Source organism: Streptococcus sp. VT 162 (assembly GCA_000688775.2).
Classification (GTDB): Bacteria; Bacillota; Bacilli; order Lactobacillales; family Streptococcaceae; genus Streptococcus.
Window position 1 is genome coordinate 1,331,636 of record CP007628.2, and the last position, 25,281, is coordinate 1,356,916.

Sequence of the window (25,281 nt, forward strand, 5' to 3'; positions counted from 1 at the left end):
TTTGATAAGTAGTCGTATTAGGTGTCGCTTGGCTGCAATCCTTATCCGCCGACTAAAAAGGTCTCCCAGACTATAGAGGGATTACGTGCGCAATCTCCATCCACAACCTAAACTAGTCTCTCAGACTAGAGGAGAATTGCTTATGCAATCCTTATCCTCCGACTAAAAAGGTCCCCCGGACTATAGAGAGATTGCTTGCGCAATCCTTATCTACCGACTAAAAAGGTCCCCGGGACCTTTTTAGCCACCTAGATATGCTTTTCTGACTTCATCTGATGCTGCGAGTTCTTTTCCTGTTCCTGATAGGACGATCTTGCCTGTTTCAAGTACATAACCTCGGTCAGAGATAGCAAGGGCCTTGTTAGCGTTCTGTTCAATTAGGAGAACCGTTGTTCCTTGCTTCTGAATATCTTGAATGATATCGAAAATTTCTTGGATAAAGATCGGGGCAAGTCCCATTGACGGCTCATCCAAGAGAAGGAGCTTAGGTGTAGACATGAGAGCGCGTCCCATAGCCAGCATCTGCTGTTCACCACCTGAAAGAGTTGCCGCATCTTGGTTTTTACGCTCTTCAAGACGTGGGAAGCGTGAGAAAACTTTTTTCAAGTTAGCTTGATTTTCTTCACGATTTTTCTTTAAAAAGGCTCCCATTTCTAAGTTTTCCATAACAGTCAAACCTGGGAAAACATGGCGTCCCTCAGGGACTTGTGAAAGGCCACCTGCCACGATTTTTTGTGCAGGCAACTTTTGAATTTCTTTTCCCAAAAACTCAATTTTACCAGCACTTGGACGAACCAAACCTGAAAGGGTACGAAGAATGGTTGTTTTACCGGCACCATTGGCACCGATAAGGGAAACAACTTCACCTTCATTAACCTCGAAACTTACATCACGAACTGCTTGGATCATACCGTAATGCACAGAGAGGTTTTCAACTTTTAACATAGACATCAGGCTTCACCTCCTAGATAAGCTTCGATAACGCGTTTGTTGTTCTTGATCTCATCCGGAGTCCCATGAGCAATCAAACGACCATATTCAAGAACATAGATACGCTCAGTGACTTCCATAACCAAATTCATGTCATGTTCAATCAGCATGATGGTAATTTTAAATTCATCTTTGATACGACGGATCAATTCTGTCAATTCAGCTGTTTCTTGTGGATTCATACCAGCTGCAGGTTCGTCCAAAAAGAGAATCTTGGGTTCGGTTGCCAGAGCACGAACGATTTCTAATCGACGTTGTTGACCATAGGCCAGATTCTTCGCAAGAGTATCTGCGTCACCATCCAAATCAAAGATCTTCAACAAGTCCAGAGCTTTGCTTTTTAATTCTTCCTCATTCTTATAAAAAGCTGGTAGACGTAGAAAGCTCGCAAGGACATGTTGTTTATGATGATTGCTAAATGCAATCAAAACATTTTCCAAAACTGTCAAGTCCTTGAACAAACGAATATTTTGGAAAGTACGACTGAGACCAAGTGAAGCAATCTTATAGGGAGTTTTCCCATTTAGGAGGTGACCATCTAGTGTCACAGTACCTTCGCTTGGTTCATAAACACCGGTCAAGAGATTGAAAAGGGTCGTTTTACCAGCCCCGTTTGGTCCAATCAGACCAACCAATTCTCCCTCATTCAATTCAAGAGTGACATCTCCAACAGCTGTTAGACCGCCAAAATGTTTGGTTAACTGTTTAACTTCAAGTAGTGCCATTAGTTTTGTCCCTCCCTCTTCGATTTTTTAAAGAAACGTGATAGACTCAATTCCCATGTCCCAAGAAGTCCACCTGGTCTGAAAATCATGACCAATACAAGAGCCAAAGCGTAGATGATCATACGTACGCTTGCTACATCCTGAAGGAGCATATTTAAAATTCCTAAAACAATCGCTGAAACGATGGTACCAGTAATCGATCCAAGTCCACCAAATACAACGATAATCAACACATTGATGGAATTAATAAAGGTGTAATCTTTTGGAACAACAGATCCGATAAAACCAGCCTGAAGTGAACCAGCAATACTTGCTGTAATAGCACCAAAGACAAAAGCGATAATCTTGATCTTTGTAGTGTTTACCCCAACGGATTCTGCAGCAATCTCATCCTCACGAACAGATAGAGTAGAGCGTCCAATTGGACTACGTAAGAAGTTGAGAGTGGCAATAGTTGTGATCACCACAAATAGATAAACCATTTGCCAGTTGGTAAAGTTTGGAATACCCAAGATACCAGCAGCACCGTTGGTCAAACTTCCACCATTAATGATAAAGATACGAATGATTTCTGAAACACCTAGTGTCGCAACAGCCAGGTAGTCACCCTTCAAACGGAGTGTTGGAATCCCAACGAACAAAGCGACTGCACCAGAAATCAAAGCGCCCAAGACCATCGCTCCAAAGAAAGCACCATAGGTTGGTGATTTTGAACCAATAATCGCTGCTGCATAAGCCCCAATCGCCATAAAACCTGCATGACCAAGTGAGAATTGTCCTGAAAAACCAACGATTAAGTTCAAGCCTACTGCAAGGATGATATTAATCCCAATTTGTTCTAAAATTTGGACATGGAATAGATTGAGAACACCAGCAGAAACCAGTACACTAATCAATCCATAACCCGCTAACAGAAGGAATAACCAGAGAATATTTACTTTAAGATTTGTCTTCATTGTTTACACCTTCTCTTTCACATTCTTACCAAGGATACCTGCAGGTCGAACAATCAGAATCAAAAGCAAGATTCCATATACGATAGCATCACGGAAATCAGACATACCGAAGGCAGTAGCAAATGTTTCCAACAAGCCAATCACAAATCCCCCTAGAGCTGCACCAGGAATAATCCCGATACCACCGAGTACGGCCGCAACGAATGATTTTAGACCTGGAGTCACACCCATCAAAGGTTCAAGAGAGTTATAGTAAAGGGCAATGAGGACACCTGCCGCACCAGCAAGGGCTGAACCCAAAGCAAAGGTAAAGCTGATTGTACGATTTACATTAATTCCCATCAATTGAGCTGCGTCGCTATCAACTGATACCGCACGCATAGCTTTCCCCATTTTTGTTTTTTGGACGATCAATTGCAATAAAACCATCAAAAATATAGAAACTGCTAAAATCATCAATTGAACATTTGTCAAGCTAATTGGTCCCAAGTCAAAGCGGACTGTTTCAATTGCTTGAGGAAAGGCACGAGTATTGGCACCTACTAAATAAACCATTCCGTATTCCAGTAGGAAAGAGACTCCGATGGCAGTAATCAATACAGCAATACGTGTAGAGTGTCGCAAAGGACGGTAGGCAAGAAACTCAATCACAACACCAAGTAGTGCAGTTCCAGCCATTGAAATAATTAAAGCTAAAAAGAAATCCATTTGGAAAGAATTAATCAAAAAGTAACCAATAAAGGCACCCATCATGTAAATATCGCCATGGGCGAAGTTGATGAGTTTGATAATTCCATAAACCATGGTATAACCCAGAGCTAAAAGTGCATAAACACTACCCAGAATTAGACCATTCACAAGTTGTTGGAGCATAGCATTCACTCTTTTCTATCGTAATTTTTTAGAAAATTTCATTATTTTCACAAGTTCATAAACACCGAAACAGGGAGTGAGTCAAAGGCTCATTCCCCATTTCAATTACTATTCTAATGTTATGGTTTTACAACTTCTGCTTCTTCAACTTTACCATTGTTCATGGTCATCATGTAAGCAGTTTTCACTGTATTGTGGTCAGCATCAAAGCTTGTTTGACCAGTTACACCATCAAAATCTTTGGTTTTAGCAAGGTTGTCCTTGATCTCACTTGAGTTTTTAGCACCTTTTGCAGCATTTGCTACTAGGTAAACTGAGTCATAGGCCAAAGCTGAGAATGTTGAAGGCTCTTCGTTGTATTTAGCACGGTATGCTTCAAGGAAAGCTTTAGCTTTTGCAGAAACATCAACTGTAGTTGAGAATCCAGAGATGAAGTAAATGTTTGATGCTCTTTCAGCAGTTGCTTGTTGAACAAATTCTTCACCGTTAAATCCATCGCCACCAATGATTGGCTTATCAATTCCCATACCACGAGCTTGGTTTACAATTTTACCAGCTTCTGTGTAGTAACCTGGAACAACGATAGCATCAAACTCTTTGTCTTTCATTTTAGTAAGGGCTGCTTGGAAGTCAGTATCACCTGCTACAAACGTTTCATCTGCTACAATCTCACCCTTGTAGGCTTCGCGGAAAGATTTAGCAATACCTTTAGCATAGTCACTAGCGTTGTCAGTATAAAGAACAACCTTCTTAGCATTCAACTTGTTTGTGACATAGTTAGAGATAATCTTCCCTTGGAAGCTATCTTGGAATGTTCCGATAAATAGGTAATCTTGACCTTTAGTCAAACCGTCTTGAGTAGCACTTGGTGAAATCAATGGCACTCCAGCTTTAGTAGCGTTAGCTACAGCTGCAGCAGTTGCACCAGATGTCGCAGGTCCTACAATAGCTGCTACTTTTGATTGGGTAACAAGGTTTGTTGTAACAGAAGCTGCTTCAGCAGTTTCTGACTTGTTGTCTTTGTCCACAACTTCGATTTGTTTTCCATCAATTCCACCTGCAGCGTTGATTTCGTCTACAGCAAGTTGGGCACCCTTTTGTTCAGCTGTACCATAAGCTGCCACAGCACCTGTCTCTTCAAAGTTAAAACCGATTTTAATTGTTTTTTCGTCTACTGGATTTCCAGTTGTGTTTGACGCTCCTGACTTGACCTCTCCACAGGCAGCAAGAAGAGCCACACTAGCAAGAGCCACAAAAGATAGGGCAAATTTTTTCTTCATTTTTAATCTCCTTATAGTTGTTTCAAAAATTGTATGTTAAGAATATACCGAATTATCAGAAAATTGTCAATGTATTTGTTTAACTTTTTAAATGATAACGTTTTCTTCAGTCCGATAGAGATTCCCAACGAAGGGAGTTTCTAGCTCTTGAATATGGCAACGTCTAATTTTCTTGATATATCTTTCCTTACCTAATCTCTCAACCAAGTCATCTAGCTCCCCAGTTGGAACATAGAGCTGCAAGTAACGATGTTTTTTGGAATGGTAACAGATATCACCGTATTCCTGAAGTTTTTTTGCATCTCGGTTATAGTAGAGATAGATGATTAATCCTGATCGATTTGTTTTTTCAAACATGAGGGATCCTCTTTCTAAGAAATCTTCCCCTATTATACCAAAAAAAGCAAACTCCGTCGAGTTTGCTTTCTAGGTTGCTTAGCTTAAAGAATTATTGGCCATGATTTCATCGATAAAGCCATATTCAAGTGTTTCTTGGGCACTCATCCAGTAATCACGTTCTGCATCTGCATGAATTTGCTCGACTGATTTACCAGAGTTATCTGCAAGGATTTGCTCCAAAGTCTTACGAGTTTTGAGCAAGTGCTCTGCAGCGATTGCCATATCTGTCTGTTGGGTACCACCACCTGTACCACCCATTGGTTGGTGAATCATGTACTCTGCATTTGGAAGCATGAAACGTTTGCCTTTTGCGCCACTTGATGCAATGACAGTCCCCATGGATGCAGCCATCCCCATAACGATTGTTTGGACATCTGCCTTGATAAAGTTCATGGTATCAACGATTGCCAAACCAGCTGAAACAGATCCTCCAGGCGTGTTGACATAAAGGTAAATATCTTTTGTGCTGTCTTGGGCATCCAAGAAAAGTAATTGTGCGATAACGGAGTTGGCCATGTTGTCTTCAACTGGACCTGTTAGCATGATGATGCGGTCTTTCAGAAGGCGAGAGTAAATGTCATAGGAACGTTCTCCACGGCTTGTTTGTTCAATAACTACAGGAATCATTCATTTCTCCTTTTAATGTTGAATTTTCTTAGTCTTACGACTCAATACAGAACTATTATATCTTTTTGGTCAAAAAAGGTCAAATTTTTGCTCTATTCTCTAAACAGAAACAAAAACTCAACCTCCTTTCAAGTCAAAAACGAACTTCTAGTTTCACTATTTACTTTGGTATTTTATTTAGTACCGAACAAGCGGTCTCCAGCATCTCCAAGACCTGGAACGATATAACCGTGTTCGTTCAAGCGTTCATCCAAGGCTGCTGTAAAGATCTCTACATCTGGGTGTGCTTCTTGAAGAGCTTTCACTCCTTCTGGAGCAGATACTAGGCAGACAAACTTGATATTTGAAGCGCCACGTTTTTTAAGGGAGTCAACAGCCAAGATAGCTGAACCACCCGTTGCCAACATTGGATCCACTACAAAGATTTGACGTTGGTCAATATCCTCAGGCAATTTCACCAAATATTCAACTGGTTGAAGGGTTTCTTCATCACGGTACATACCGATATGACCAACTTTAGCTGCTGGAACCAAGCTCAAGAGGCCATCCACCATCCCGATACCTGCACGCAAGATTGGGACAATCGCCAATTTTTTACCAGCCAATTGTTTTTGAACGGTCTTTGTGATAGGTGTTTCGATTTCCACGTCTTCAAGTGGAAGATCACGAAGTACTTCATATCCCATCAACATTGCAATCTCATCTACTAGCTCACGAAAAGCTTTTGTAGAAGTGTCTGTACGTCGCAAGATTGACAATTTGTGTTGAATGAGTGGATGATTAATGACTTCAATTTTTCCCATTTTCTGAGTTCCTTCTTTCAATTTATTCTTCTTATTATATCAAAAAACGGTTTAAAAAGCTTTCTAAACCATTTATTTTTATTAATTTCTAAATCAAATCTGCCTCTTGAAGAGCTGTCTGAACAGTCTCTAATGGTAAATGGGTTAACTCGGTGCCTTTTTCTTGATAAAGGTACTGGGCATAGTCATCCATTCGGTACTGGTTGATATAAACCACGCGCTTGCAACCAACTTGTAGCAGTTGTTTGGTGCAGTTCAGACAAGGGAAATGGGTCACATAGGCTGTAAATCCTCTGGGAACCCCTCGCTCAGCCCCTTGGAGAATAGCATTAACCTCGGCGTGAAGGGTTCGAACACAGTGACCTTCAATGACCAGACATTCGTGGTCAATACAGTGTTCCGTTCCTGATACGGAACCATTGTAGCCTGTTGAAATGACTTTATTGTCCTTAACGAGGACAGCTCCCACCTTGGCACGTTTGCAGGTCGAACGATTGGCAATCAGTAAAGCCTGGGCTGCAAAGTACTCATCCCAAGCCAGTCTTTTTTCTGTCATAAGTCTTCTCCTTTTCCTCTATTTTTTGAAAAATGGCAAGCGTAAATCTGCAATCTTTTCAGCCGGAACCTTCATGCCATCCTTGATCCATTTGAGCAGAACCGATACGATGGCAGAACTCCAAAAGGAATGAAGGTAGCTGCTAACGCCTTTTGACTTTCCGTGGTATTTTTCTAGAAATTCCTGCATGGCTTGGACAAAAATCTTTTCCAAATGGTAGTCCAGAGCAAGTTGGATAACTTTGGCTTCTTTCTTGGCTGCGCGGAAAAGGTGTACCCAGACTAGATAAAGGTCTGTTTTAACATCGTAGTGGCTCAACTGTTCCATAATGTTATGGACACTGCGTTTAAAAACACTTTCCAAAATCTCTTCTTTGGAGTCATAGTTACGATAGAAGGCAGCACGAGAGACGCCCGCCCGTTTGACCAGCTCCGAAATGCTGATCTTGGCCAAGTCTTTTTTCTCTAGAAGTTGCAAAAGAGCCGTCTCGATTGCTTCTCTGGTTAAAAAATTGGATTCTTGATTTGATTTTCTGAGATTTTCAAGAGATTTTTCAGATATTTTACGTTCAGACATAACAATTTCTTTCTACTTGTGACAACAGAGAGGTGGTACTTTTGTTTCAAGGGCTTTCATGATATAATTGTAAAAAAAGACAGAACCTTTGTCAATGTATAAGTGACAAAGATGGAGAATTTCTATGACTTGGAAGATTGTAGCTGACTCTGGTTGTGATTATCGTCAACTGGCAACTCCTGCTATTGATACGGAATTTGTTAGTGTTCCTTTAACAATTCAAGTAGCTGATCAGGTCTTTATCGATGATGCCAATCTTAACATTGACCACATGATGGAAACCATGTATGCGACTTCTGAGGCTTCAAAATCAGCTTGTCCTAGCCCTGATGATTACTTGCGTGCATTTGAAGGTGCTAAGCATATCTTTGTCGTTACCATTACTGGTACTCTTTCAGGTAGCCATAATAGTGCTCAGCTCGCTAAGAATATCTATCTGGAAGAACACCCTGACACTCAGATTCATGTGATCGATACATTGTCTGCAGGTGGTGAGGTTGACTTGATTGTCGAAAAAATCAATAGTTTGATTGATCAAGGACTTTCTTATGAGGAAATTGTTGAAGCGATTACAGCCTACCAAGAAAAAACCAAGTTGCTCTTTGTCCTTGCTAAGGTCGATAACTTGGTCAAAAATGGTCGTTTGAGTAAGCTTATCGGTACAGTCGTTGGCCTTCTCAACATCCGTATGGTTGGGGAAGCAAGTGAAACTGGAACTCTAGAACTACTCCAAAAAGCGCGTGGACCAAAAAAATCCCTTCAAGCAGCCTATGAAGAGCTCATCAAGGCTGGCTATGCTGGTGGTCGAATTGTCATGGCTCATCGTTGCAATGAAAAATTCTGTCAGCAATTGTCAGAACGCTTGCTTGAAACCTTCCCACAAGCGGATATCAAAATCATCCCTACGTCTGGTCTCTGCAGTTTCTATGCAGAAGATGGCGGTTTGTTGATGGGATATGAAATTAACTAAGATTATGAGCAACAAGAGATGCCAAGCATCTCTTATTTTTTGTGGTACAATAGAGCTATGAAACATTTTGATACTATTGTCATTGGTGGAGGACCTGCAGGTATGATGGCTACGATTTCCAGTAGCTTTTATGGTCAGAAAACTCTTCTCATCGAAAAAAATCGCAAACTTGGGAAAAAATTAGCTGGAACGGGCGGTGGTCGTTGTAATGTAACCAACAATGGAACCTTAGATGACCTAATGGCAGGCATCCCGGGAAATGGGCGTTTTCTTTACAGTGTCTTCTCTCAGTTTGATAACCACGATATCATCAACTTTTTTACGGAAAATGGTGTTAAACTCAAGGTCGAGGACCACGGACGCGTCTTTCCTGCTAGTGACAAGTCTCGGACCATTATCGAGGCGCTAGAAAAGAAAATCACTGAACTCGGTGGTCAAGTTGCTACTCAAACAGAAATTGTTTCGGTTAAAAAAATAGACGACCAGTTTGTCCTTAAGTCCGCAGACCAAACCTTCACTTGTAATAAACTGATTGTCACAACTGGCGGAAAATCCTATCCTTCTACAGGTTCGACTGGTTTTGGTCATGAGATTGCCCGTCATTTTAAACATACCATTACTGAACTTGAAGCTGCTGAGAGTCCTTTGTTGACTGATTTTCCACACAAAGCGCTTCAGGGGATTTCACTAGACGATGTGACCTTAAGCTATGGCAAACATGTCATCACTCATGATTTGCTTTTTACCCACTTTGGTTTGTCAGGTCCTGCTGCCCTACGCATGTCTAGCTTTGTCAAGGGAGGTGAAGTCCTTTCTTTGGATGTCTTACCTCAACTTTCTGAAAAGGACTTGGTGGCATTTCTAGAAGAAAACCGTGAAAAATCCTTGAAAAATGCCTTAAAAACTTTGCTTCCAGAACGCTTGGCAGAATTTCTTGTGCAAGGCTATCCTGAAAAAGTCAAACAACTGACTGAAAAGGAACGCGAACAACTTCTCCAGTCCATCAAGGCTCTCAAAATCCCTGTAACTGGAAAAATGTCTCTTGCCAAGTCCTTTGTCACCAAAGGCGGTGTCAGTCTCAAGGAAATCAATCCCAAAACCCTCGAAAGTAAGCTAGTCCCTGGCCTCCACTTTGCTGGCGAGGTACTGGATATCAACGCCCACACGGGTGGCTTTAACATCACTTCTGCCCTCTGCACCGGCTGGGTGGCAGGCTCCAATCCAATAAATACCAAATAAGAAAGGAAGTCCTTTGGAACATATTATTTTACTAAGAGGCGTTACTCCTAATGGAAAAAATGCTATCCCGAAAATGTCTTCTTTGGTAGATATTTTGACAGAAGCTGGTTTTCAACACGTTCGAACCTATATTCAAAGTGGGAATATCATTCTTGAGAGTGACTCAGATTTAGAAGAAATACGAGAACGCGTTCATACTTTGATAAAGGAAAAAATTGGGGCCGACTTAAAAATGGTTATCAAGAATAAGAACGATTTTGAAAAGATTGTTCATGAGAATCCATTTAAAGAAGACTATCTTCATGATCGTGTACATGTGATTCTTTATCAAGGACTTATCCAAAGTCTACCACTAGAAAAATTGAAAGCTGACTACGGCGAGGAAGAAATCTGTGTAGGCGATTACTGTCTCTACCTCTATCTTCCTAGAACTGCAAAACAAAAAAAGCTCAATACCAACTATCTTGAAAAATTATTTGGCGTGGTTCTGACCATGCGAAAGTTAAACGTAGTTGAAAAACTATTAACCAAATAGTACTTGAAACCAGAAAAAATCAGCAGAGGTAACTCCGCTGATTTTTATTTTGTCTGTGTCCGAACGTAAGTTGCAATAACATCTGATGTGTATTGAGCTGTTCCAGGTCCAAACTTGTCAATGTTTTCCTTAAACTCTGGGTTGTAGACGTAGCCTTTACCGATATGGCCGAATACTTCAATAGAGCAGTCAAATCCATAAGTTCTAATGGCTTGCAAGAGCTTGGCTGCTTGCTCTTGGTTTTCGGCTGCTGTTGCAGGTAAACCAGCTTGAAGATTTTGTGCCAAAGTTTGAAAGACTTGGTTAAAGGCAGCCGTAGCCTCATCTTCTCTACCACTTTGGCGCTCGAGAGCCTGATCCATGACTTCTTGTCCATACTCTTCTACCGCCTTTTGATGGTATTTTTGATTGTCTTGATAGCTAAATCCAGTGAATTTTTCCTCAATCGTCATTTTTCTTTCTCCTTTTTGTTCTTGAATGGTTTTTTGCAAGGTGGAAATCAAGGTATCCAGATGTTGCCTTTCTTGGGTCAAATAGTCCAACTGCCTGGTCAAATGAGGCAATAAATCTGTCCTTTCTTCCTTTAACAGCTCTGCTATTTTTTCTAAAGAAAAGCCTAGATATTTGTAGTAAAGAATGACTTGAAGGCGTTCCAAATCCTCTTGACTATAAGTTCGATAGCCGTTTTCCGACTTTAACGGAACCAAGAGTCCTATCTTATCGTAGTGGTGCAGGGTCTTGACAGAGACACCCGAAAGCTGCGCAGCTTCTTTGATATGGTACATGATTTCCTCCTTACAAGAATAGTATAACCCCTTCCCTTAGGTCAGAGTCAAGCGTTTTTGCGAAAAATTTTTAACTTTTTGAGAAAGGTGTGAAAACTTGAAAATGGTTTTCTTGACAGACCTTAGAAAACATGATAGGATAGTCAAGTCTATCAATCAAACAGAAGGCTCATAAAGAGCCATTGAGAGAAGGCTATTTGACAACTCAAGTAGCCTTTTCTTATTTTAAAAAAGAGATTGGAGTTTCAACTATGTCAGAAAAATCGCAATGGGGCTCGAAACTAGGCTTTATCTTAGCATCTGCTGGTTCAGCCATCGGACTTGGAGCCGTTTGGAAGTTTCCCTACATGACTGCCGCAAATGGCGGTGGAGGCTTTTTATTGGTCTTTCTCATTTCTACCATTTTAATCGGTTTCCCGCTCTTGCTTGCTGAGTTTGCCCTTGGTCGTAGTGCTGGCGTTTCCGCTATCAAAACCTTTGGAAAACTTGGCAACAATAGCAAATACAATTTTATCGGTTGGATTGGTGCCTTTGCCCTCTTCATCCTTCTCTCCTTCTATAGTGTTATAGGGGGATGGATTTTAGTCTATCTAGGCATTGAGTTTGGGAAATTGTTCCAACTTGGTGGAACGGGTGATTATGCTCAGTTATTTACTTCAATCATTTCAAATCCAGCCATTGCCCTTGGCGCACAAGCTGCCTTTATCTTGTTGAATATCTTTATTGTATCACGTGGGGTTCAAAAAGGGATTGAAAGAGCCTCGAAAGTCATGATGCCCCTGCTCTTTATAATCTTTGTCGTGATCATTGGGCGCTCGCTCAGCTTACCAAATGCCATGGAAGGCGTTCTTTACTTCCTCAAACCAGACTTTTCAAAACTAACCAGCGCTGGTCTCCTCTATGCTCTAGGCCAATCTTTCTTTGCCCTCTCACTAGGGGTCACAGCCATGCTGACCTATGCTTCTTACTTGGACAAGAAAACCAATCTGGTCCAGTCAGGGATTTCCATCGTAGCCATGAACATCTCGGTCTCCATCATGGCGGGACTAGCCATTTTCCCAGCCATGTGTCCCCATCAGGGGGGGACTAGCCATTTTCCCAGCCATGTCAGCCTTCAATATCCAGTCTGAAGGGGGACCAAGCCTGCTGTTTATCGTCTTACCTCAACTCTTTGACAAGATGCCTTTTGGAACTATTTTCTACATTCTTTTCCTCTTGCTCTTCCTCTTTGCAACGGTTACTTCTTCTGTCGTGATGCTGGAGATCAATGTGGGCAATATCACCAATCAGGACAACAGCAAACGTGCTAAATGGAGTGCTATTTTAGGGATCTTGACCTTTATCTTTGGTATTCCTTCAGCCCTTTCTTACGGTGTTATGGCGGATGTCCACATTTTTGGGAAGACCTTCTTTGATGCTATGGATTTCTTAGTTTCCAATCTCCTCATGCCATTTGGAGCCCTCTGCCTTTCTCTCTTTACAGGCTACATCTTTAAGAAGGCTCTTGCTAAGGAGGAACTCCATCTTGATGAAAGAGCATGGAAACAAGGACTTTTCCAAGTCTGGCTCTTCCTTCTTCGTTTCATCATTCCTATTATCATCATTGTGGTTTTTATCGCCCAATTTATGTAATCAAAAAGGACTTGAGTAGTGAACTCAGGCCCTTTCTTTTTATGGATGACTAACAATCAATTCCAAACCTTGCCCTTCTAGGGTCCAAGCTTCAACATCACTTGGTAGGATAAAGTGGCTACCTTTTTGGATTGGATAGTTTTTCCCGTCAACAGTGAGGTGACCTTGACCAGCTAAGACACTAAACAAACTGTAGTCTGCTGTCTTTTCAAAGTCAACTTTTCCAGTAATTTCCCATTTGTAAACCGCAAAGAAATCATTGGATACAAGGAGAGTGGAACGCAAATCATCAGCTTTGACAGTTACTGGACGGCTATTAGCAGGCTCACCAATGTTCAAAACATCGATGGATTTTTCAAGGTGAAGTTCACGCAAGTTGCCCTTGTCATCCTTACGGTCAAAGTCATAGACACGGTAGGTGGTATCGCTAGACTGCTGGGTTTCAAGAATCAAGATACCCGCCCCAATAGCGTGCATGGTACCACTTGGTACATAGAAGAAATCTCCAGCTTTAACTGGTACTTTTGTCAGCAAGGCATCCCAGTTCTTGTCCTCAATTTGCTGGCGGAGTTCTTCTTTTGATTTGGCATTGTGACCGTAGATAATCTCTGAACCTTCATCCGCAGCGATGATGTACCAGCACTCTGTTTTTCCGAGTTCGCCTTCATGTTCTAGACCATAGGCATCGTCTGGGTGAACTTGGACACTGAGCCAGTCATTGGCATCGAGAATTTTGGTCAAGAGTGGAAATACAGGCTCTGGACGATTGCCAAACAATTCACGGTGTTCCGCATACAAGGTAGCTAGGTCTGTTCCCTCGTAGCGACCATTAGCGACCTTTGAAACACCATTTGGGTGTGCTGAGATAGCCCAGTATTCTCCTATTTTTTCACTTGGGATATCGTAGCCAAACTCATCACGTAGCTTGGTTCCACCCCAGATTTTTTCTTGCATAACTGATTGTAAAAATAATGGTTCTGACATCTTCTTCTCCTGTCTGTTTTTCTCACCTCATTATAGCAAAAAGCCAGGTCTAATTGAACTCTTTTTCACATCTTATAAAGTAGGGAGAAGATTTTATAAAAATAGTGAACAAATGTTCTCTACTTAATACTTGCGCCATTGCTGGCAATGACATCCTTGTACCAGTAGAAGGATTTCTTCTTGCTCCGTTTGAGACTTCCTTGACCTGCATTATCACGATCCACATAGATAAAACCATAGCGCTTGTTCATTTCGCCTGTTCCAGCAGAAACCAGATCTATACAACCCCAAGTCGTATAACCAAGCAATTCAACGCCATCTTGGTAAATAGCATCTCGCATAGCCTTGATGTGGGCTTCTAGATAAGCAATCCGATAGTCATCTGCTACATAGCCATTTTCATCTGGCGTGTCCATAGCACCGAGTCCATTTTCTACGATGAACATAGGCTTTTGATAACGATCCCATATGGCATTGAGGGTGATACGAAGCCCCAGTGGGCCAATCTGCCAACCCCATTCAGAGGATTTCAGATAAGGATTTTTGATAGAGGCAAAGACATTTCCAGCGGTCAGATTCGTCACTTCTGGATCCCCTGAGGCCACTCGACTCGCATAGTAAGAGAAGGAAACAAAGTCAACAGTGTGATTCTTTAACAAGTCCAAATCTTCTGTCGACATTTCAATCTTAATTCCCTCACGCTCCCACTGCTTCTTGGCATGATTTGGGTATTCCCCACGCGCTTGGACGTCAATGAAAAAGTAACTCTTACGGTCTTCCTCCATAGCTGCCCAGTAGTCTCTCGGATGGGCAGTGTTAGGATAATATTGCCCTGCTGCCAACATACATCCCACCTTGTTTTCTGGGTCAATTTCGTGGGCAATTTTAGTCGCCATAGCCGAGGCTACCAGCTCATGGTGGGCTGCTTGGTATTTGACTTGCTCTTGATTTTCCCCCTCTTCAAAACAGATCCCAGCTCCTAAAAAGGGGGCATGCAGAATCATATTGATTTCGTTGAAGGTTAGCCAGTACTTGACCAAGCCCTTGTAACGGGTAAAGAGGGTGCGACAAAGATTTGCGTAAAAGTCCAACATACGACGATTGCGCCAACCACCGTACTCCCTAATTAAGTGCATGGGGCAATCGAAATGCGTGATGGTCACCAGTGGTTCAATTCCATACTTGTGACATTCTTTAAACAAATCCTCATAAAAAGCTAGACCAGCTTCATTTGGCTCTGCTTCGTCACCTTGCGGAAAAATCCGAGTCCAAGCAATGGAAAGTCGATAGGTTTTAAATCCCATTTCTGCAAAAAGCGCAATATCTTCCTTGTAATGATGGTACATATCAATGGCTTCCTTTGCTGGGTAAAAATAGCACTCCTCAAACGAAAACATCTTTTTCTGACCTGTAATAATGGCCTCACGGTCTGGACCGATCGGTACCACATCCACATTAGCAAGACCACGACCGTCCTGATTATAAGCACCCTCACATTGATTAGCCGCCGTTGCACCACCCCAGAGAAATCCTTCTGGAAATTGTAGTATTTCTATCATCACTTTACCTCGATTGATTTATTACTTCTATTATACTAAAAAGGAGGCAAAAAGTTTGGAACCCTCTGGATAATAATAGCACTAAACTTACTTTTATATATACGAAAAAAAGACTGAAACTAGTCTTTTTTTTAAATCAAAGCTGTGATAGCCGTTACTAGGCCAAAAACGATACCCGGTGCATTAGCAGCCGCAAGGGGAATATCTCTTTCTTTCTTGAAAAGACCGTAGTAAACCCAGAGACTACAGTTGATGGCTGCAACCAAGGGCTGGATAAAGTTCCCTTTTTGACCAGCCAGGTTGTTCATAATTTGCGGGAAGTAAGAGACGTACATCATAACAGACATGAAGGTCGCTACCCAACCCAAAACTTTCATTTGTTTTTCAGACATTTTCAAAACCTCTTTCATTTTTATGAATCATATTTTATAATCTTTTTTCAAAACAATCAAGTCTTTAAAACTTTTGTTATAAAGATATAAACTATCACAATCTTGTTATAAGAAAGAGGGAACAGAAAAAAGACCGAATTGCTCCGTTCTGTTTACTCAATCAAATATTAGAAAATGAATACTCCTTTTCAATGAATCGATTGATTGATGGTAAATAAGCCGTTAGAAATTATTGACAGTATCGAAATTTTCTAGTAAAATGAATTTTGTTAATACCTAAATGGTGTGTAGTTTTCTATCAACATAGTCAGGAGAAAAGGAACTTATGCTAAAAAAATTTAATGAATTGTCACTGAAAGATAAGGCTTATCTAATTGGCGGTTTGAGCTTATTAGTCATTGTGATCTCATTTGGTCTACTCAATCGTCAAACAGTAACTGTCAGTCTTGTCTTTACACAACTATCTGCTCCCTTGATTTTGGTGATTTTTACTTGTCTAGTAATCGGGATCATTGCTGGTAGTGCTATTGGTATTAGCTATCACCATAACAAGACTCAAGATCTGAGAAGCCGCATTGCTGAAGCAGAAGCGACTATCAATATAAAAGACAGGGAGCTTGTCCAGTACGAGGAACAGGTGCAACAATTAAAACAGGAAGCCAAACAATAAGTGTAGAAATCATAACCACCCGTGAAAACGGGTGGTTTTTTGTCTCGCACCTAACGGAGCGAGACGGACTGAAAGTCGCATAAATACAAAAAAGATCGAATTGCTCCGATCTTTTTAAGTTTCACTCCAAGAATGTTTAGATAAAAAATTTGATAATAGAATTACCTACTTCATACGATAAAAATCAATCACTAGACCAGCAGGCCCTTTAACTAATAAGGACTCTGTTCCCCAATCGGTTACAGTTGGTCCGTTTAAAACCTGGATACCAAGTTCTTTCAACCGTTGGTAATTCTGGTCTACATCCTCAACCTCGATATGAAGAATGATTCCTGACTGAAAATCTTCCAAAGGAATCAAATGATTTTGGGACAACATCAGACAGTGACTGCCAATCGTAAACTGAGCAAAACTGTCATCAACATAATCGGGCTTTTTATCCAAAATACGCTCCAAGTCAGCACAGACTTGGGGAACATCTGAAACGATAATATCTAATTGATTTAAATTCATTTACTATCCTCCAGAAAAAGACCGGATTGCTCCGATCTTTTTAAGTTCCACGAAGGAATTATTTAATTGCGCGTGATTGCAATCCTTCTTCTTCCAAGAAGAGGCGGAATGGTACGAGTTCTTCTGCTTCGTATTTTTCCTTGAAGTCTTTGATTGCTTCTTCTGAGTGAAGTTTTGGATCCAATTCAAGTACTTCTACTGGAAGTGGACGGTGTGGAGTGATGCGAGCATCGATCACAACAGTTTTACCTTCTTTGTTGAGTTTAACAGCTTCTGCAACAACTGCATCGATGTCTTCGATACGGTCAACTGTAAATCCTACAGCACCTTGAGCTTCAGCGATTTTCGCATAGTCAGCATTAGGGAAGTCACAACCAAACAAGTGTTTGTTTGTGTCTTCGTATTTGTCCTTGATGAAGGCATATTTACCATTTGAGAAGACAACGTTGATAACTGGAAGGTCGTATTGAACGTTTGTGATAACGTCTGGGTAGCACATGTTGAATGCACCGTCACCCATGATGTTCCATACTTGGCGATCTGGATTGTCTTTCTTAGCAGCGATACCACCAGGAAGGGCAATACCCATTGTCGCAAAGAGTGGAGATGTACGCCACATGTTCTTAGGTGTCATGTGAAGGTGACGAGTAGATGTTTGAGTAGTGTCACCTACGTCGATTGAGTAGATAGCGTCTTGATCAGCATGTTTGTTGATTGCATTGTAAACTTGATACAATTGCAATTCACCCTCAGTTTTACCTTCGATTTTGTTCATGTAATCACGCCAGTTTTGGTTGTTCTTAACGTTTGCACGCCACCATGGAGTAGATTCTACTGGGTTTACTTTGTCAAGGATTGCTTTCGCTGCTTGACCTGCATCACCAAGGATAGAAGCGTCAAGGGCGTGACGTTTGCCAAGTTTGTAAGGGTCGATATCAACTTGGATGAATTTTTCAGTGTTCTTGAATGCTTCGTAAACTTCAGCAAATGGGAAGTTTGAACCAAGGAAAAGAACTGTGTCTGCTTCGAAGACCACTTCGTTAGCTGGTTTCCAACCAACACGGTAAGCAGAACCTGTCAAACCTTCGTAGTTCCATTCAAAGGCTTCAAAGTTTTTACCAGTTGTGATGATTGGTGCTTTGATTTTACGTGACAATTCAGTAATGACTTCACCAGCTTTAACACCACCGTAACCAGCATAGATAACTGGGCGTTCAGCATTGTTCAAGATTTCAACTGCTTTGTCAATTTCAACTTCGTTCAAAGCAGGAGCGATGAATGAACGTTCGTATGAACCTGAACCGTAGTAAGAGTTTTCGTCGATTTCTTGGAAACCGAAGTTTACTGGGATTTCAACAACAGCTGGACCTTTTTTAGAAACTGCAGCACGGCAAGCTTCGTCGATTACTTTTGGCAATTGCTCAGCGTAAGCGACACGTTTGTTGTAAACAGCGATACCGTTGTACATTGGGTTTTGGTTCAATTCTTGGAAGGCATCCATGTTGAGTTCGTTAACTGGACGTGATCCAAGGATAGCAAGGAATGGAGTGTTATCCATAGCTGCATCGTAAACACCGTTAATCAAGTGAGTCGCACCTGGACCACCTGAACCAACAGCAACCCCGATTGAGCCGCCAAATTTAGCTTGCATGACCGCTGCAAGAGCACCTGTTTCTTCGTGGCGAACTTGCAAGAAACGGATATCTTTGTCTTCAGCCAAAGCGTCCATCAATGAGCTGAGTGTTCCTGATGGGATACCGTAGATTGTGTCTACGCCCCATGTTTTCAATACGTTGAGCATTGCTGCAGATGCAGTAATTTTCCCTTGAGTCATAATGATAACTCTCCTTCAAATATTTTTAAAACTTGATAAATCCGTTTTCATATACTAATTGGAAACGTTTCAGCAAATTTTTACTCTACTACTTTACCACATTTGTTTTGGGTATCCTAAGAATGTGCTCAGAAGTTTTTATTCTCTATTACAGTACAGTTTGAAAACGTTTTTAATATCTGTTTTATAATAAAAAGCGAGCAAGCTCGCTTTTAGTCTATTTTACTAAAGTTTAGCATGAGTGAACTGATTAAAACAGATACTGAACTAAAGGCCATGGCCAATCCTGCAAGTTCTGGATTGAGTACCAAACCAAGAACAGAAAACACTCCTGCTGCAATCGGAATACCAATGAGGTTATAGATAGAAGCCCAGAAAAGATTGAGTAGAATACGATTAAAGGTCTTCTTACTCATATCAAAAGCACGTGCCAATCCTAGTAAATTGTTGGTTGTAAGGACAAGATCTGCTGATTCAATGGCAATATCTGTCCCAGAGCCCATGGCAATTCCGACATCCGCTACACTGAGGGCCGGCGCATCATTGATACCATCTCCAACAAAGGCCAATTTCCCATTCTTTTGAAGCTTGTGAATTTCATGTGCCTTTTCCTCTGGCAAGACATTTGCGATTACTTCTTCGATACCAATTTGTTCTGCAATCGCATGGGCTACTCCAGCATTATCTCCAGTAAGCATGACCGTTCTAAGACCACGTTTTTTCAATTTAGCAATAGCTTCTTTGGCATTTTCCTTAGGGACATCCTGCAAGGCAATTAAGCCTTTTAACTGACCATCCACGGATAGGAAGACAACTGTTTTTGCTTCTTTCTCAAGCAAATCAAATCGTTCTTGATAATCATGTGGAATAGCAAGGTCAGCTAAGAGCTTAGCATTCCCCAGCAAGACTTGCTTACCATTAATAATCCCAGTCACACCTTTTCCATGCAAGGCTTGGAAGTTTTCCACTGGGTGAAGGCTAATTCCTAGTTCAGATGCACGATTAACAATAGCTTGAGCTAGCGGGTGTTGAGATACATCTTCCAGTGAAGCAGCCAAACTTAGCACTTCTCCTTCATCTCCGATAACATCTGTCACTACTGGCTTCCCTTCGGTCAAGGTTCCTGTCTTATCAAAAACAACCGTTTGAACTTTTTGGATTTCCTGTAGAACTGTACCATTTTTGAGAAGAATCCCCATCTTGGCACTTCGTCCTGTTCCAACCATGAGTGCTGTTGGTGTCGCAAGTCCAAGAGCACAAGGGCAGGCAATAATCAAGACTGCAACACCATAGAGAAGCGACGTTACAAAACTTTCACCAAGAAAAACAAACCAGATCCAAAAAGTAAGGAGTCCTAAAATGACAACTGCTGGTACGAAAATTCCAGAAATCTTGTCTGTCAAATCTTGAATAGGAGCACGACTGGTTTGAGCTTTCTTCACAAAGTCTACAATCTGAGCCAACATGGTTTCAGAACCTACTTTTTCAGCTCTAAAAATGATCGTACCACTATTATTGATGGTTGAACCAATGACAGCATCTCCAACTGATTTATCGACTGGAATACTTTCCCCAGTTACCATTGATTCATCAATACTAGTTTCTCCTTCTATTACAGTCCCATCAACGGCAATTTTTTCACCTGGTCGAACGCGAATGAGATCCCCAACTTTGACTTGTTCTAGAGGTATTTGAACATAAACATCATCACGCAAAACCTCTGCTGTTTTTGCTTGTAGGTCTAATAATTTTTCGACTGCCTGCGAAGTATTTTTTCGCATTTTTTCCTCAAAAACTGCTCCCAAAAGAATGAAGAAGAGGATAAATGCAGCACTTTCAAAGTAAACGGGCAGACCAGTGAAGAGGGCAACTAAGCTATAGAAATAGGCCACTAGGGTTCCCAGAGCAACCAAGGTATCCATGTTGGAATTGTGCTTTTTAAAACTAGCCCAGGCGCTTCTGATATATGGAACTCCAGCTACCAGCATAATGGGGGTTGTGGCTAAAAAGGTGCCCCAACGCATGACTTGGTGACTAATTCCTCCTGTAGACATCCCAATCATAAGAATCACAAGAGGCACAGTAAAGATACTAGTAATCCAAAAACGTTGTAAAAGTGATAGAGATTTTCGAGTCTTCTCAACTACGGTATAACTCCCCTTTTGCATCTTCATGCCACATGAAAATTCATGTTGGCCTAACTCTTGAGGTGTAAAACGAATTGTCTTCTCTTCATCCACACCGATTGGTTCTAGAATTCCTTCTTCTTCGAAGAGAATCTCTTTATAACAGTTTGAAGGTGTCACACGATGAAAGGTAATCTCAGCAGGAATCCCTTTTTGCAGTTGAATGTGGTCTGGATGGTAGCCTTTGTCTGCCGTGATACGGATTTTTTGAACACCATTTTCAAGACTTGCTTTTACGATTTCAGTCATATCATTCTCCTATTCTACAATCATCTTACCGTGCATCATATTCATGCCACAAGAGAAACCATACTCTCCAGCCTGTTCAGGTGTGATTTCCACTACATACTCTTCACCCATAGGAAGATCCGCATGCACACCAAAATCTGGAAAGACGATCTGATCTAGGCAGGGTGAAGGGTCCTTGCGGTCAAAGACGATACGGGCTGGCACTGATTTCTTAAGAATAATCAACTCAGGCGTATAGCCCCCTTTGACTTCCACTCGAATCTCTTGGTAGCCGTTTTTTTGCTGGGCCTTTTGTCCAGATTTTTCAGGCTTTTTGAAAAACCAAAACAAGATAAACGCGATAAGGGTAATACAAATAATGGTTACAATACTATTTAACATGACGTCTCCTTTACATACAATTACATTTTACTTCTGTTACTGCGCTAGCTTTTTTCTCAGAAATCACAGCTTCCAATCCTTCCAAGTCAGACAAAGTAAAATCACATTCAGCAATCAAATCAGCCAACAAGTTCTTAATCCTACGAGAACAAACCTTGTCTTTGATATCTTGGACAAGCAAGTCTCGGCTTTGGTCTAGAGTTAAAAGGGCTGAATAAATAAAGGACTTGCCCTCTTTTTTCCGAGTTAAACACTCTTTCTCAACCAGACGAGCCAAAAGAGTCTGAACCGTGGACTTGGACCAGTCAAACCGTTCCGCCAGAACCCTGATCAAATCCGTACTGGTCTGCTCCCCCTGCATCCAAATAATCTTCATGACCTGCCATTCTGCATCTGAAATCTGCATAATCACACCTCCTAAATCTACATTTGTCAATTACAGTTATTAGTATACCGCGAAAATCTACATTTGTCAACTATAATTTTTATTATTTTTTCGAAAAATAGAATTCCAATCATGTAACGAGAGATTTGCAGTCAAATTTTACTATATAAACTATAAAAATATGCTATACTGAAGAAAAAAGAAAACAACCACTAGGGGTGCGTAAAGCTGAGATTAACGACTGTTAGATCCCTTTGACTCAATCTAGGTAATGCTAGCTGATGGAAGTGGAAATGATAATGAGGACTAGCTGGTCTTCTATTGCTTTCCTGAAACAGACTAGCTTGTTCTTAAGAATACAAACTTCAGTTGGTTGGGAGGTTTTAGATGACTTATTTACCCGTTGCTCTAACCATTGCAGGGACTGACCCTAGTGGCGGTGCTGGCATTATGGCTGATTTAAAGTCATTCCAAGCTAGAGATGTCTATGGAATGGCCGTTGTGACCAGTCTTGTCGCTCAAAATACCAGAGGCGTTCAATTAATCGAGCACGTCTCCAACCAAATGCTGGAAGCTCAATTGGATAGTGTCTTTTCGGATATCAAGCCTCAGGCTGTAAAAACAGGGATGTTGGCAACTACTGAGATCATGGAGATCATCCAACCCTATCTTAAAAAGCTGGACTGTCCCTATGTTCTTGACCCTGTTATGGTCGCTACGAGTGGGGACACCCTGATTGATTCTAGTGCCAGAGACTACCTAAAAACAAATCTGCTTCCCCTTGCTACCATTATCACGCCCAATCTTCCTGAGGCAGAAGAGATTGTTGGTTTTTCAATCCATGACCCCGAAGACATGCAGCGTGCTGGTCGCCTGATTATAAAAGAATTTGGTCCTCAGTCCGTTGTTATCAAAGGTGGCCATCTTGAAGGTGGTGCCAAGGATTTCCTCTTTACCAAGGATGAACAATTTGTCTGGGAAAGTCCACGAATTCAAACTTGTCACACCCATGGTACTGGATGTACCTTTGCTGCTGTGATTACGGCTGAACTAGCCAAGGGCAGAAGTCTTTACCAGGCAGTTGATAAGGCCAAGGCCTTTATCACAAAAGCCATCCAAGACGCTCCTCAACTCGGTCATGGTTCTGGCCCAGTCAACCATACAAGCTTTAAAGATTAAGAAAAAACTCTCTAGTTCCTACTTTAAGGGAATTAGAGAGTTTTTGATTAGGAAATCATGTCATCCAGCTTTGTTAAAAAGGCATGTGCTTTTGCCTCAATATCTTCTGCCTGCATCAAATCACGTACGACTGCTACTCCAGCTATACCAGTTTCAGCAAGTTGGTCAATATTCTCTGACGTCAATCCTCCGATAGCAACTACTGGAATGGCGACCGTTTGGCAAATGGTTTTCAAGGTTGAAATCAGGGTGATAGGTGCATTTTCTTTGGTAATTGTCGGGAAAATAGCTCCTGTCCCCAAGTAATCTGCACCCGATGTTTCTGCTTCAAGAGCTCTTTTTACTGTTTTAGCAGTGACACCGAGGATTTTTTCAGGACCCAATACTTGGCGGGCTACCGAAACTGGTAGTTCATCGTCACCAATATGCAAACCTGCAGCATCAACCGCGAGACAGACATCCAAACGATCATCGATAATCAAGGGTACCTGATAGGCGTCTGTTATTTCCTTGACTTGTTTTGCCAGTTGATAATATTGATTGGTTGTGAGATTTTTTTCTCGTAGTTGGATGATGGTAACACCTGAACGGCAGGCTGTCTCCACTTTTTCAAGAAAGCTTTCCAAGGAATCTTGGTAGCGATTGGTTACTAGATACAGTCTAAGTGCTTCTCTATTCATAAACATCTCCTTTGATGGCTTCTAGCCAATTTTCATCTCTTTTTAGGAGAGAGAGTTGGTTGAGAACTTGGTAACGAAAATCTTCCAATCCCATTCCTTGAACAAGTATTCTCTCAGCAGCGATATTGAGATAAGAAACTGCTAGGCAAGAAGCTTCAAATGCAGTCTTTCCTTGGCTGAGAAAAACGGATGTCAAGGCTCCAACTAAGTCTCCTGTCCCTGTTATCCAGTCTAATTCTGCACAGCCATTTCCCAATATTGCAACCTGATTCTCCGAAACAATGAGGTCCTTGGGTCCAGTGACTAAAAATGACATACCAGGATAAAGCTGACACCAGTCTTTCAAGACTTGGAGCAAATCCTCAGTTTCTTGATCTTTAGCACTAGCATCGACCCCAACTCCGTGGTGCTTTAAACCAACAAGACTCCGTATTTCCGACATATTTCCTTTAAGGACTGTGGGCTTGTATTCTAAAAGTTCTCTGACTAGATTCTTACGAATGGATGATGCTGCTAGGCCAACCGCATCTACTACCATTGGTAGAGAAGCTTGATTTGCATAAGAAGCTGCCATACGGATTGCTTTTTCCTTCTCAGCAGACAAATGCCCCAAATTGATGAAGAGAGCCTGGCTTTGTTTGGTAAAATCAAGAACCTCACGGGGATCATCTTCCATAACAGGTTTGCATCCCAGAGCCAAAATGCCATTGGCCAGCATCTCGCAGGAAATCTCATTGGTGATGCAGTGAATCAAGGAACTTGCTACCAGAGGGAAAGGATTTGTAAACGCCTGCATCAGTCTATCCTTTCTCCAAAGAAATATCCCTGCACTTTTTTAAAAAATTCCTGCTTGATTAAAAATCGAAAGGCGAGGAAAGCTATGGCTGTACCGATCAAGGTTGCTCCGAAAAATCGAGGGGTGTAGATAAACCAGCTAAGCTTGGCCGCAGATCCTGTAAAGAGAACCATAACAGGATAGGAAACAATGGAACCGATTATCCCTGTTCCCAAGATTTCTCCTAGAGCAGAATAGTGAAATTTTCGACCATACTTATAAAAGAGACCTGCAAGGAGGGCTCCGAAAGTAGCTCCTGTTAGGGCCAAAGGGGGAATGCCCTGAGTAGACATACGGATAAAGGCTGTGACTGTAGCCATGACCAAGGCATAAACAGGTCCCATCAAGATCCCTGCAAGGATATTGACTACACTGGACATCGGTGCCATTCCTTCAATTCGAAAGATGGGTGTAAGAACTACGTCAAGAGCAATCATCATGGATAAAACAGTTAATTTGTGAACTTGTAGTTGGTGGTTTCTCATTTT

The 25,281-nt window shown here is 41.5% G+C and carries 27 protein-coding genes and 2 pseudogenes; 7 read left to right on the forward strand and 22 right to left on the reverse strand.

Going from position 1 to position 25,281, the window contains the following annotated elements:
* Nucleotides 1-240: 240 nt before the first annotated feature.
* From V470_06670 to V470_06715, 10 genes are all read right to left on the reverse strand, one after another.
* Nucleotides 241-951, reverse strand: a complete 711-nt coding sequence (locus V470_06670) for an amino acid ABC transporter ATPase (GenBank protein AHZ48101.1) — start codon at nucleotides 949-951, stop codon at nucleotides 241-243.
* On the reverse strand, nucleotides 951-1,715 hold the full coding sequence (locus tag V470_06675; protein ID AHZ48102.1) for a branched-chain amino acid ABC transporter ATP-binding protein: 765 nt from the start codon (nucleotides 1,713-1,715) through the stop codon (nucleotides 951-953). Before V470_06675 ends, V470_06670 begins: the two co-directional genes overlap by 1 nt.
* A complete protein-coding gene (locus V470_06680) occupies nucleotides 1,715-2,671 on the reverse strand; it encodes a branched-chain amino acid ABC transporter permease (protein AHZ48103.1) in 957 nt (318 codons plus the stop codon). Before V470_06680 ends, V470_06675 begins: the two co-directional genes overlap by 1 nt.
* Before the next feature lie 3 nt (nucleotides 2,672-2,674).
* Complete coding sequence (locus V470_06685; protein AHZ48104.1) at nucleotides 2,675-3,544, reverse strand: ABC transporter permease; 870 nt, start codon at nucleotides 3,542-3,544, stop codon at nucleotides 2,675-2,677.
* A gap of 119 nt (nucleotides 3,545-3,663) precedes the next feature.
* Entirely contained in the window at nucleotides 3,664-4,824 is a 1,161-nt protein-coding gene (locus V470_06690; GenBank protein AHZ48105.1) for a branched-chain amino acid ABC transporter substrate-binding protein, read from the reverse strand.
* Nucleotides 4,825-4,911: 87 nt separating this feature from the next.
* Entirely contained in the window at nucleotides 4,912-5,181 is a 270-nt protein-coding gene (locus V470_06695; protein AHZ48106.1) for a hypothetical protein, read from the reverse strand.
* Nucleotides 5,182-5,259: 78 nt separating this feature from the next.
* A complete protein-coding gene (locus tag V470_06700) occupies nucleotides 5,260-5,850 on the reverse strand; it encodes a Clp protease (GenBank protein AHZ48107.1) in 591 nt (196 codons plus the stop codon).
* 173 nt (nucleotides 5,851-6,023) lie between these two features.
* Entirely contained in the window at nucleotides 6,024-6,653 is a 630-nt protein-coding gene (locus V470_06705) for a uracil phosphoribosyltransferase (protein ID AHZ48108.1), read from the reverse strand.
* 88 nt (nucleotides 6,654-6,741) lie between these two features.
* On the reverse strand, nucleotides 6,742-7,209 hold the full coding sequence (locus V470_06710) for a deoxycytidylate deaminase (GenBank protein AHZ48109.1): 468 nt from the start codon (nucleotides 7,207-7,209) through the stop codon (nucleotides 6,742-6,744).
* Nucleotides 7,210-7,227: 18 nt separating this feature from the next.
* Entirely contained in the window at nucleotides 7,228-7,785 is a 558-nt protein-coding gene (locus V470_06715; protein AHZ48110.1) for a TetR family transcriptional regulator, read from the reverse strand.
* A gap of 124 nt (nucleotides 7,786-7,909) precedes the next feature.
* Between V470_06715 and V470_06720 the strand changes: the two genes are divergently transcribed.
* Genes V470_06720 through V470_06730 form a run of 3 tightly spaced genes read left to right on the forward strand, consistent with a single transcriptional unit; the run spans nucleotide 7,910 to nucleotide 10,529 of the window.
* Nucleotides 7,910-8,755: a DegV domain-containing protein gene (locus V470_06720; protein AHZ48111.1), complete on the forward strand. Its 846-nt coding sequence runs from the start codon at nucleotides 7,910-7,912 to the stop codon at nucleotides 8,753-8,755.
* 18 nt (nucleotides 8,756-8,773) lie between these two features.
* Entirely contained in the window at nucleotides 8,774-9,994 is a 1,221-nt protein-coding gene (locus V470_06725) for a hypothetical protein (GenBank protein ID AHZ48112.1), read from the forward strand.
* A gap of 13 nt (nucleotides 9,995-10,007) precedes the next feature.
* Nucleotides 10,008-10,529, forward strand: coding sequence for a hypothetical protein (locus V470_06730; protein AHZ48113.1), 522 nt, complete (start codon nucleotides 10,008-10,010; stop codon nucleotides 10,527-10,529).
* Between the two features lie 44 nt (nucleotides 10,530-10,573).
* On the opposite strand, the gene V470_06735 is transcribed toward V470_06730, so the two are convergent.
* Entirely contained in the window at nucleotides 10,574-11,314 is a 741-nt protein-coding gene (locus tag V470_06735) for a MerR family transcriptional regulator (protein ID AHZ48114.1), read from the reverse strand.
* Between the two features lie 251 nt (nucleotides 11,315-11,565).
* Here V470_06735 and V470_10700 point away from each other — a divergent pair.
* Nucleotides 11,566-12,267, forward strand: a pseudogene (locus V470_10700) (sodium-dependent transporter).
* Nucleotides 12,268-12,457: 190 nt separating this feature from the next.
* Nucleotides 12,458-12,946, forward strand: a pseudogene (locus tag V470_10705) (hypothetical protein).
* A 39-nt stretch (nucleotides 12,947-12,985) separates the two neighbouring features.
* On the opposite strand, the gene V470_06745 reads toward V470_10705, so the two are convergent.
* The 3 genes from V470_06745 to V470_06755 form a co-directional block, all read right to left on the reverse strand.
* Entirely contained in the window at nucleotides 12,986-13,930 is a 945-nt protein-coding gene (locus V470_06745) for a mannose-6-phosphate isomerase (GenBank protein ID AHZ48115.1), read from the reverse strand.
* 119 nt (nucleotides 13,931-14,049) lie between these two features.
* Nucleotides 14,050-15,489: a 6-phospho-beta-glucosidase gene (locus V470_06750; GenBank protein AHZ48116.1), complete on the reverse strand. Its 1,440-nt coding sequence runs from the start codon at nucleotides 15,487-15,489 to the stop codon at nucleotides 14,050-14,052.
* A 131-nt stretch (nucleotides 15,490-15,620) separates the two neighbouring features.
* On the reverse strand, nucleotides 15,621-15,881 hold the full coding sequence (locus V470_06755; protein AHZ48117.1) for a membrane protein: 261 nt from the start codon (nucleotides 15,879-15,881) through the stop codon (nucleotides 15,621-15,623).
* A 325-nt stretch (nucleotides 15,882-16,206) separates the two neighbouring features.
* Here V470_06755 and V470_06760 point away from each other — a divergent pair, with 325 nt between their 5' ends.
* Complete coding sequence (locus V470_06760; GenBank protein ID AHZ48118.1) at nucleotides 16,207-16,551, forward strand: hypothetical protein; 345 nt, start codon at nucleotides 16,207-16,209, stop codon at nucleotides 16,549-16,551.
* A 165-nt stretch (nucleotides 16,552-16,716) separates the two neighbouring features.
* On the opposite strand, the gene V470_06765 is transcribed toward V470_06760, so the two are convergent.
* The 5 genes from V470_06765 to V470_06785 all read right to left on the reverse strand — a co-directional run bounded on the left by V470_06765 (nucleotide 16,717) and on the right by V470_06785 (nucleotide 22,120).
* Nucleotides 16,717-17,064, reverse strand: a complete 348-nt coding sequence (locus tag V470_06765) for a lactoylglutathione lyase (GenBank protein AHZ48119.1) — start codon at nucleotides 17,062-17,064, stop codon at nucleotides 16,717-16,719.
* A 58-nt stretch (nucleotides 17,065-17,122) separates the two neighbouring features.
* A complete protein-coding gene (locus tag V470_06770) occupies nucleotides 17,123-18,898 on the reverse strand; it encodes a pyruvate oxidase (protein ID AHZ48120.1) in 1,776 nt (591 codons plus the stop codon).
* Between the two features lie 212 nt (nucleotides 18,899-19,110).
* Entirely contained in the window at nucleotides 19,111-21,333 is a 2,223-nt protein-coding gene (locus V470_06775; GenBank protein AHZ48121.1) for an ATPase, read from the reverse strand.
* Between the two features lie 9 nt (nucleotides 21,334-21,342).
* Nucleotides 21,343-21,714 (reverse strand): ATPase, encoded by a 372-nt coding sequence (locus V470_06780; protein AHZ48122.1) that lies wholly within the window; start codon nucleotides 21,712-21,714, stop codon nucleotides 21,343-21,345.
* A gap of 10 nt (nucleotides 21,715-21,724) precedes the next feature.
* Complete coding sequence (locus tag V470_06785) at nucleotides 21,725-22,120, reverse strand: uracil phosphoribosyltransferase (GenBank protein AHZ48123.1); 396 nt, start codon at nucleotides 22,118-22,120, stop codon at nucleotides 21,725-21,727.
* Nucleotides 22,121-22,486: 366 nt separating this feature from the next.
* Between V470_06785 and V470_06790 the strand changes: the two genes are divergently transcribed.
* On the forward strand, nucleotides 22,487-23,278 hold the full coding sequence (locus V470_06790) for a phosphomethylpyrimidine kinase (protein AHZ48124.1): 792 nt from the start codon (nucleotides 22,487-22,489) through the stop codon (nucleotides 23,276-23,278).
* A 47-nt stretch (nucleotides 23,279-23,325) separates the two neighbouring features.
* On the opposite strand, the gene V470_06795 is transcribed toward V470_06790, so the two are convergent.
* Genes V470_06795 through V470_06805 form a run of 3 tightly spaced genes read right to left on the reverse strand, consistent with a single transcriptional unit; the run spans nucleotide 23,326 to nucleotide 25,278 of the window.
* Complete coding sequence (locus V470_06795; GenBank protein AHZ48125.1) at nucleotides 23,326-23,958, reverse strand: thiamine-phosphate pyrophosphorylase; 633 nt, start codon at nucleotides 23,956-23,958, stop codon at nucleotides 23,326-23,328.
* Nucleotides 23,951-24,754: a hydroxyethylthiazole kinase gene (locus V470_06800; protein AHZ48126.1), complete on the reverse strand. Its 804-nt coding sequence runs from the start codon at nucleotides 24,752-24,754 to the stop codon at nucleotides 23,951-23,953. The genes V470_06795 and V470_06800 overlap by 8 nt, the downstream gene beginning before the upstream one ends.
* Nucleotides 24,754-25,278, reverse strand: coding sequence for a thiamine transporter (locus V470_06805; GenBank protein ID AHZ48127.1), 525 nt, complete (start codon nucleotides 25,276-25,278; stop codon nucleotides 24,754-24,756). Before V470_06805 ends, V470_06800 begins: the two co-directional genes overlap by 1 nt.
* Nucleotides 25,279-25,281: the final 3 nt, after the last annotated feature.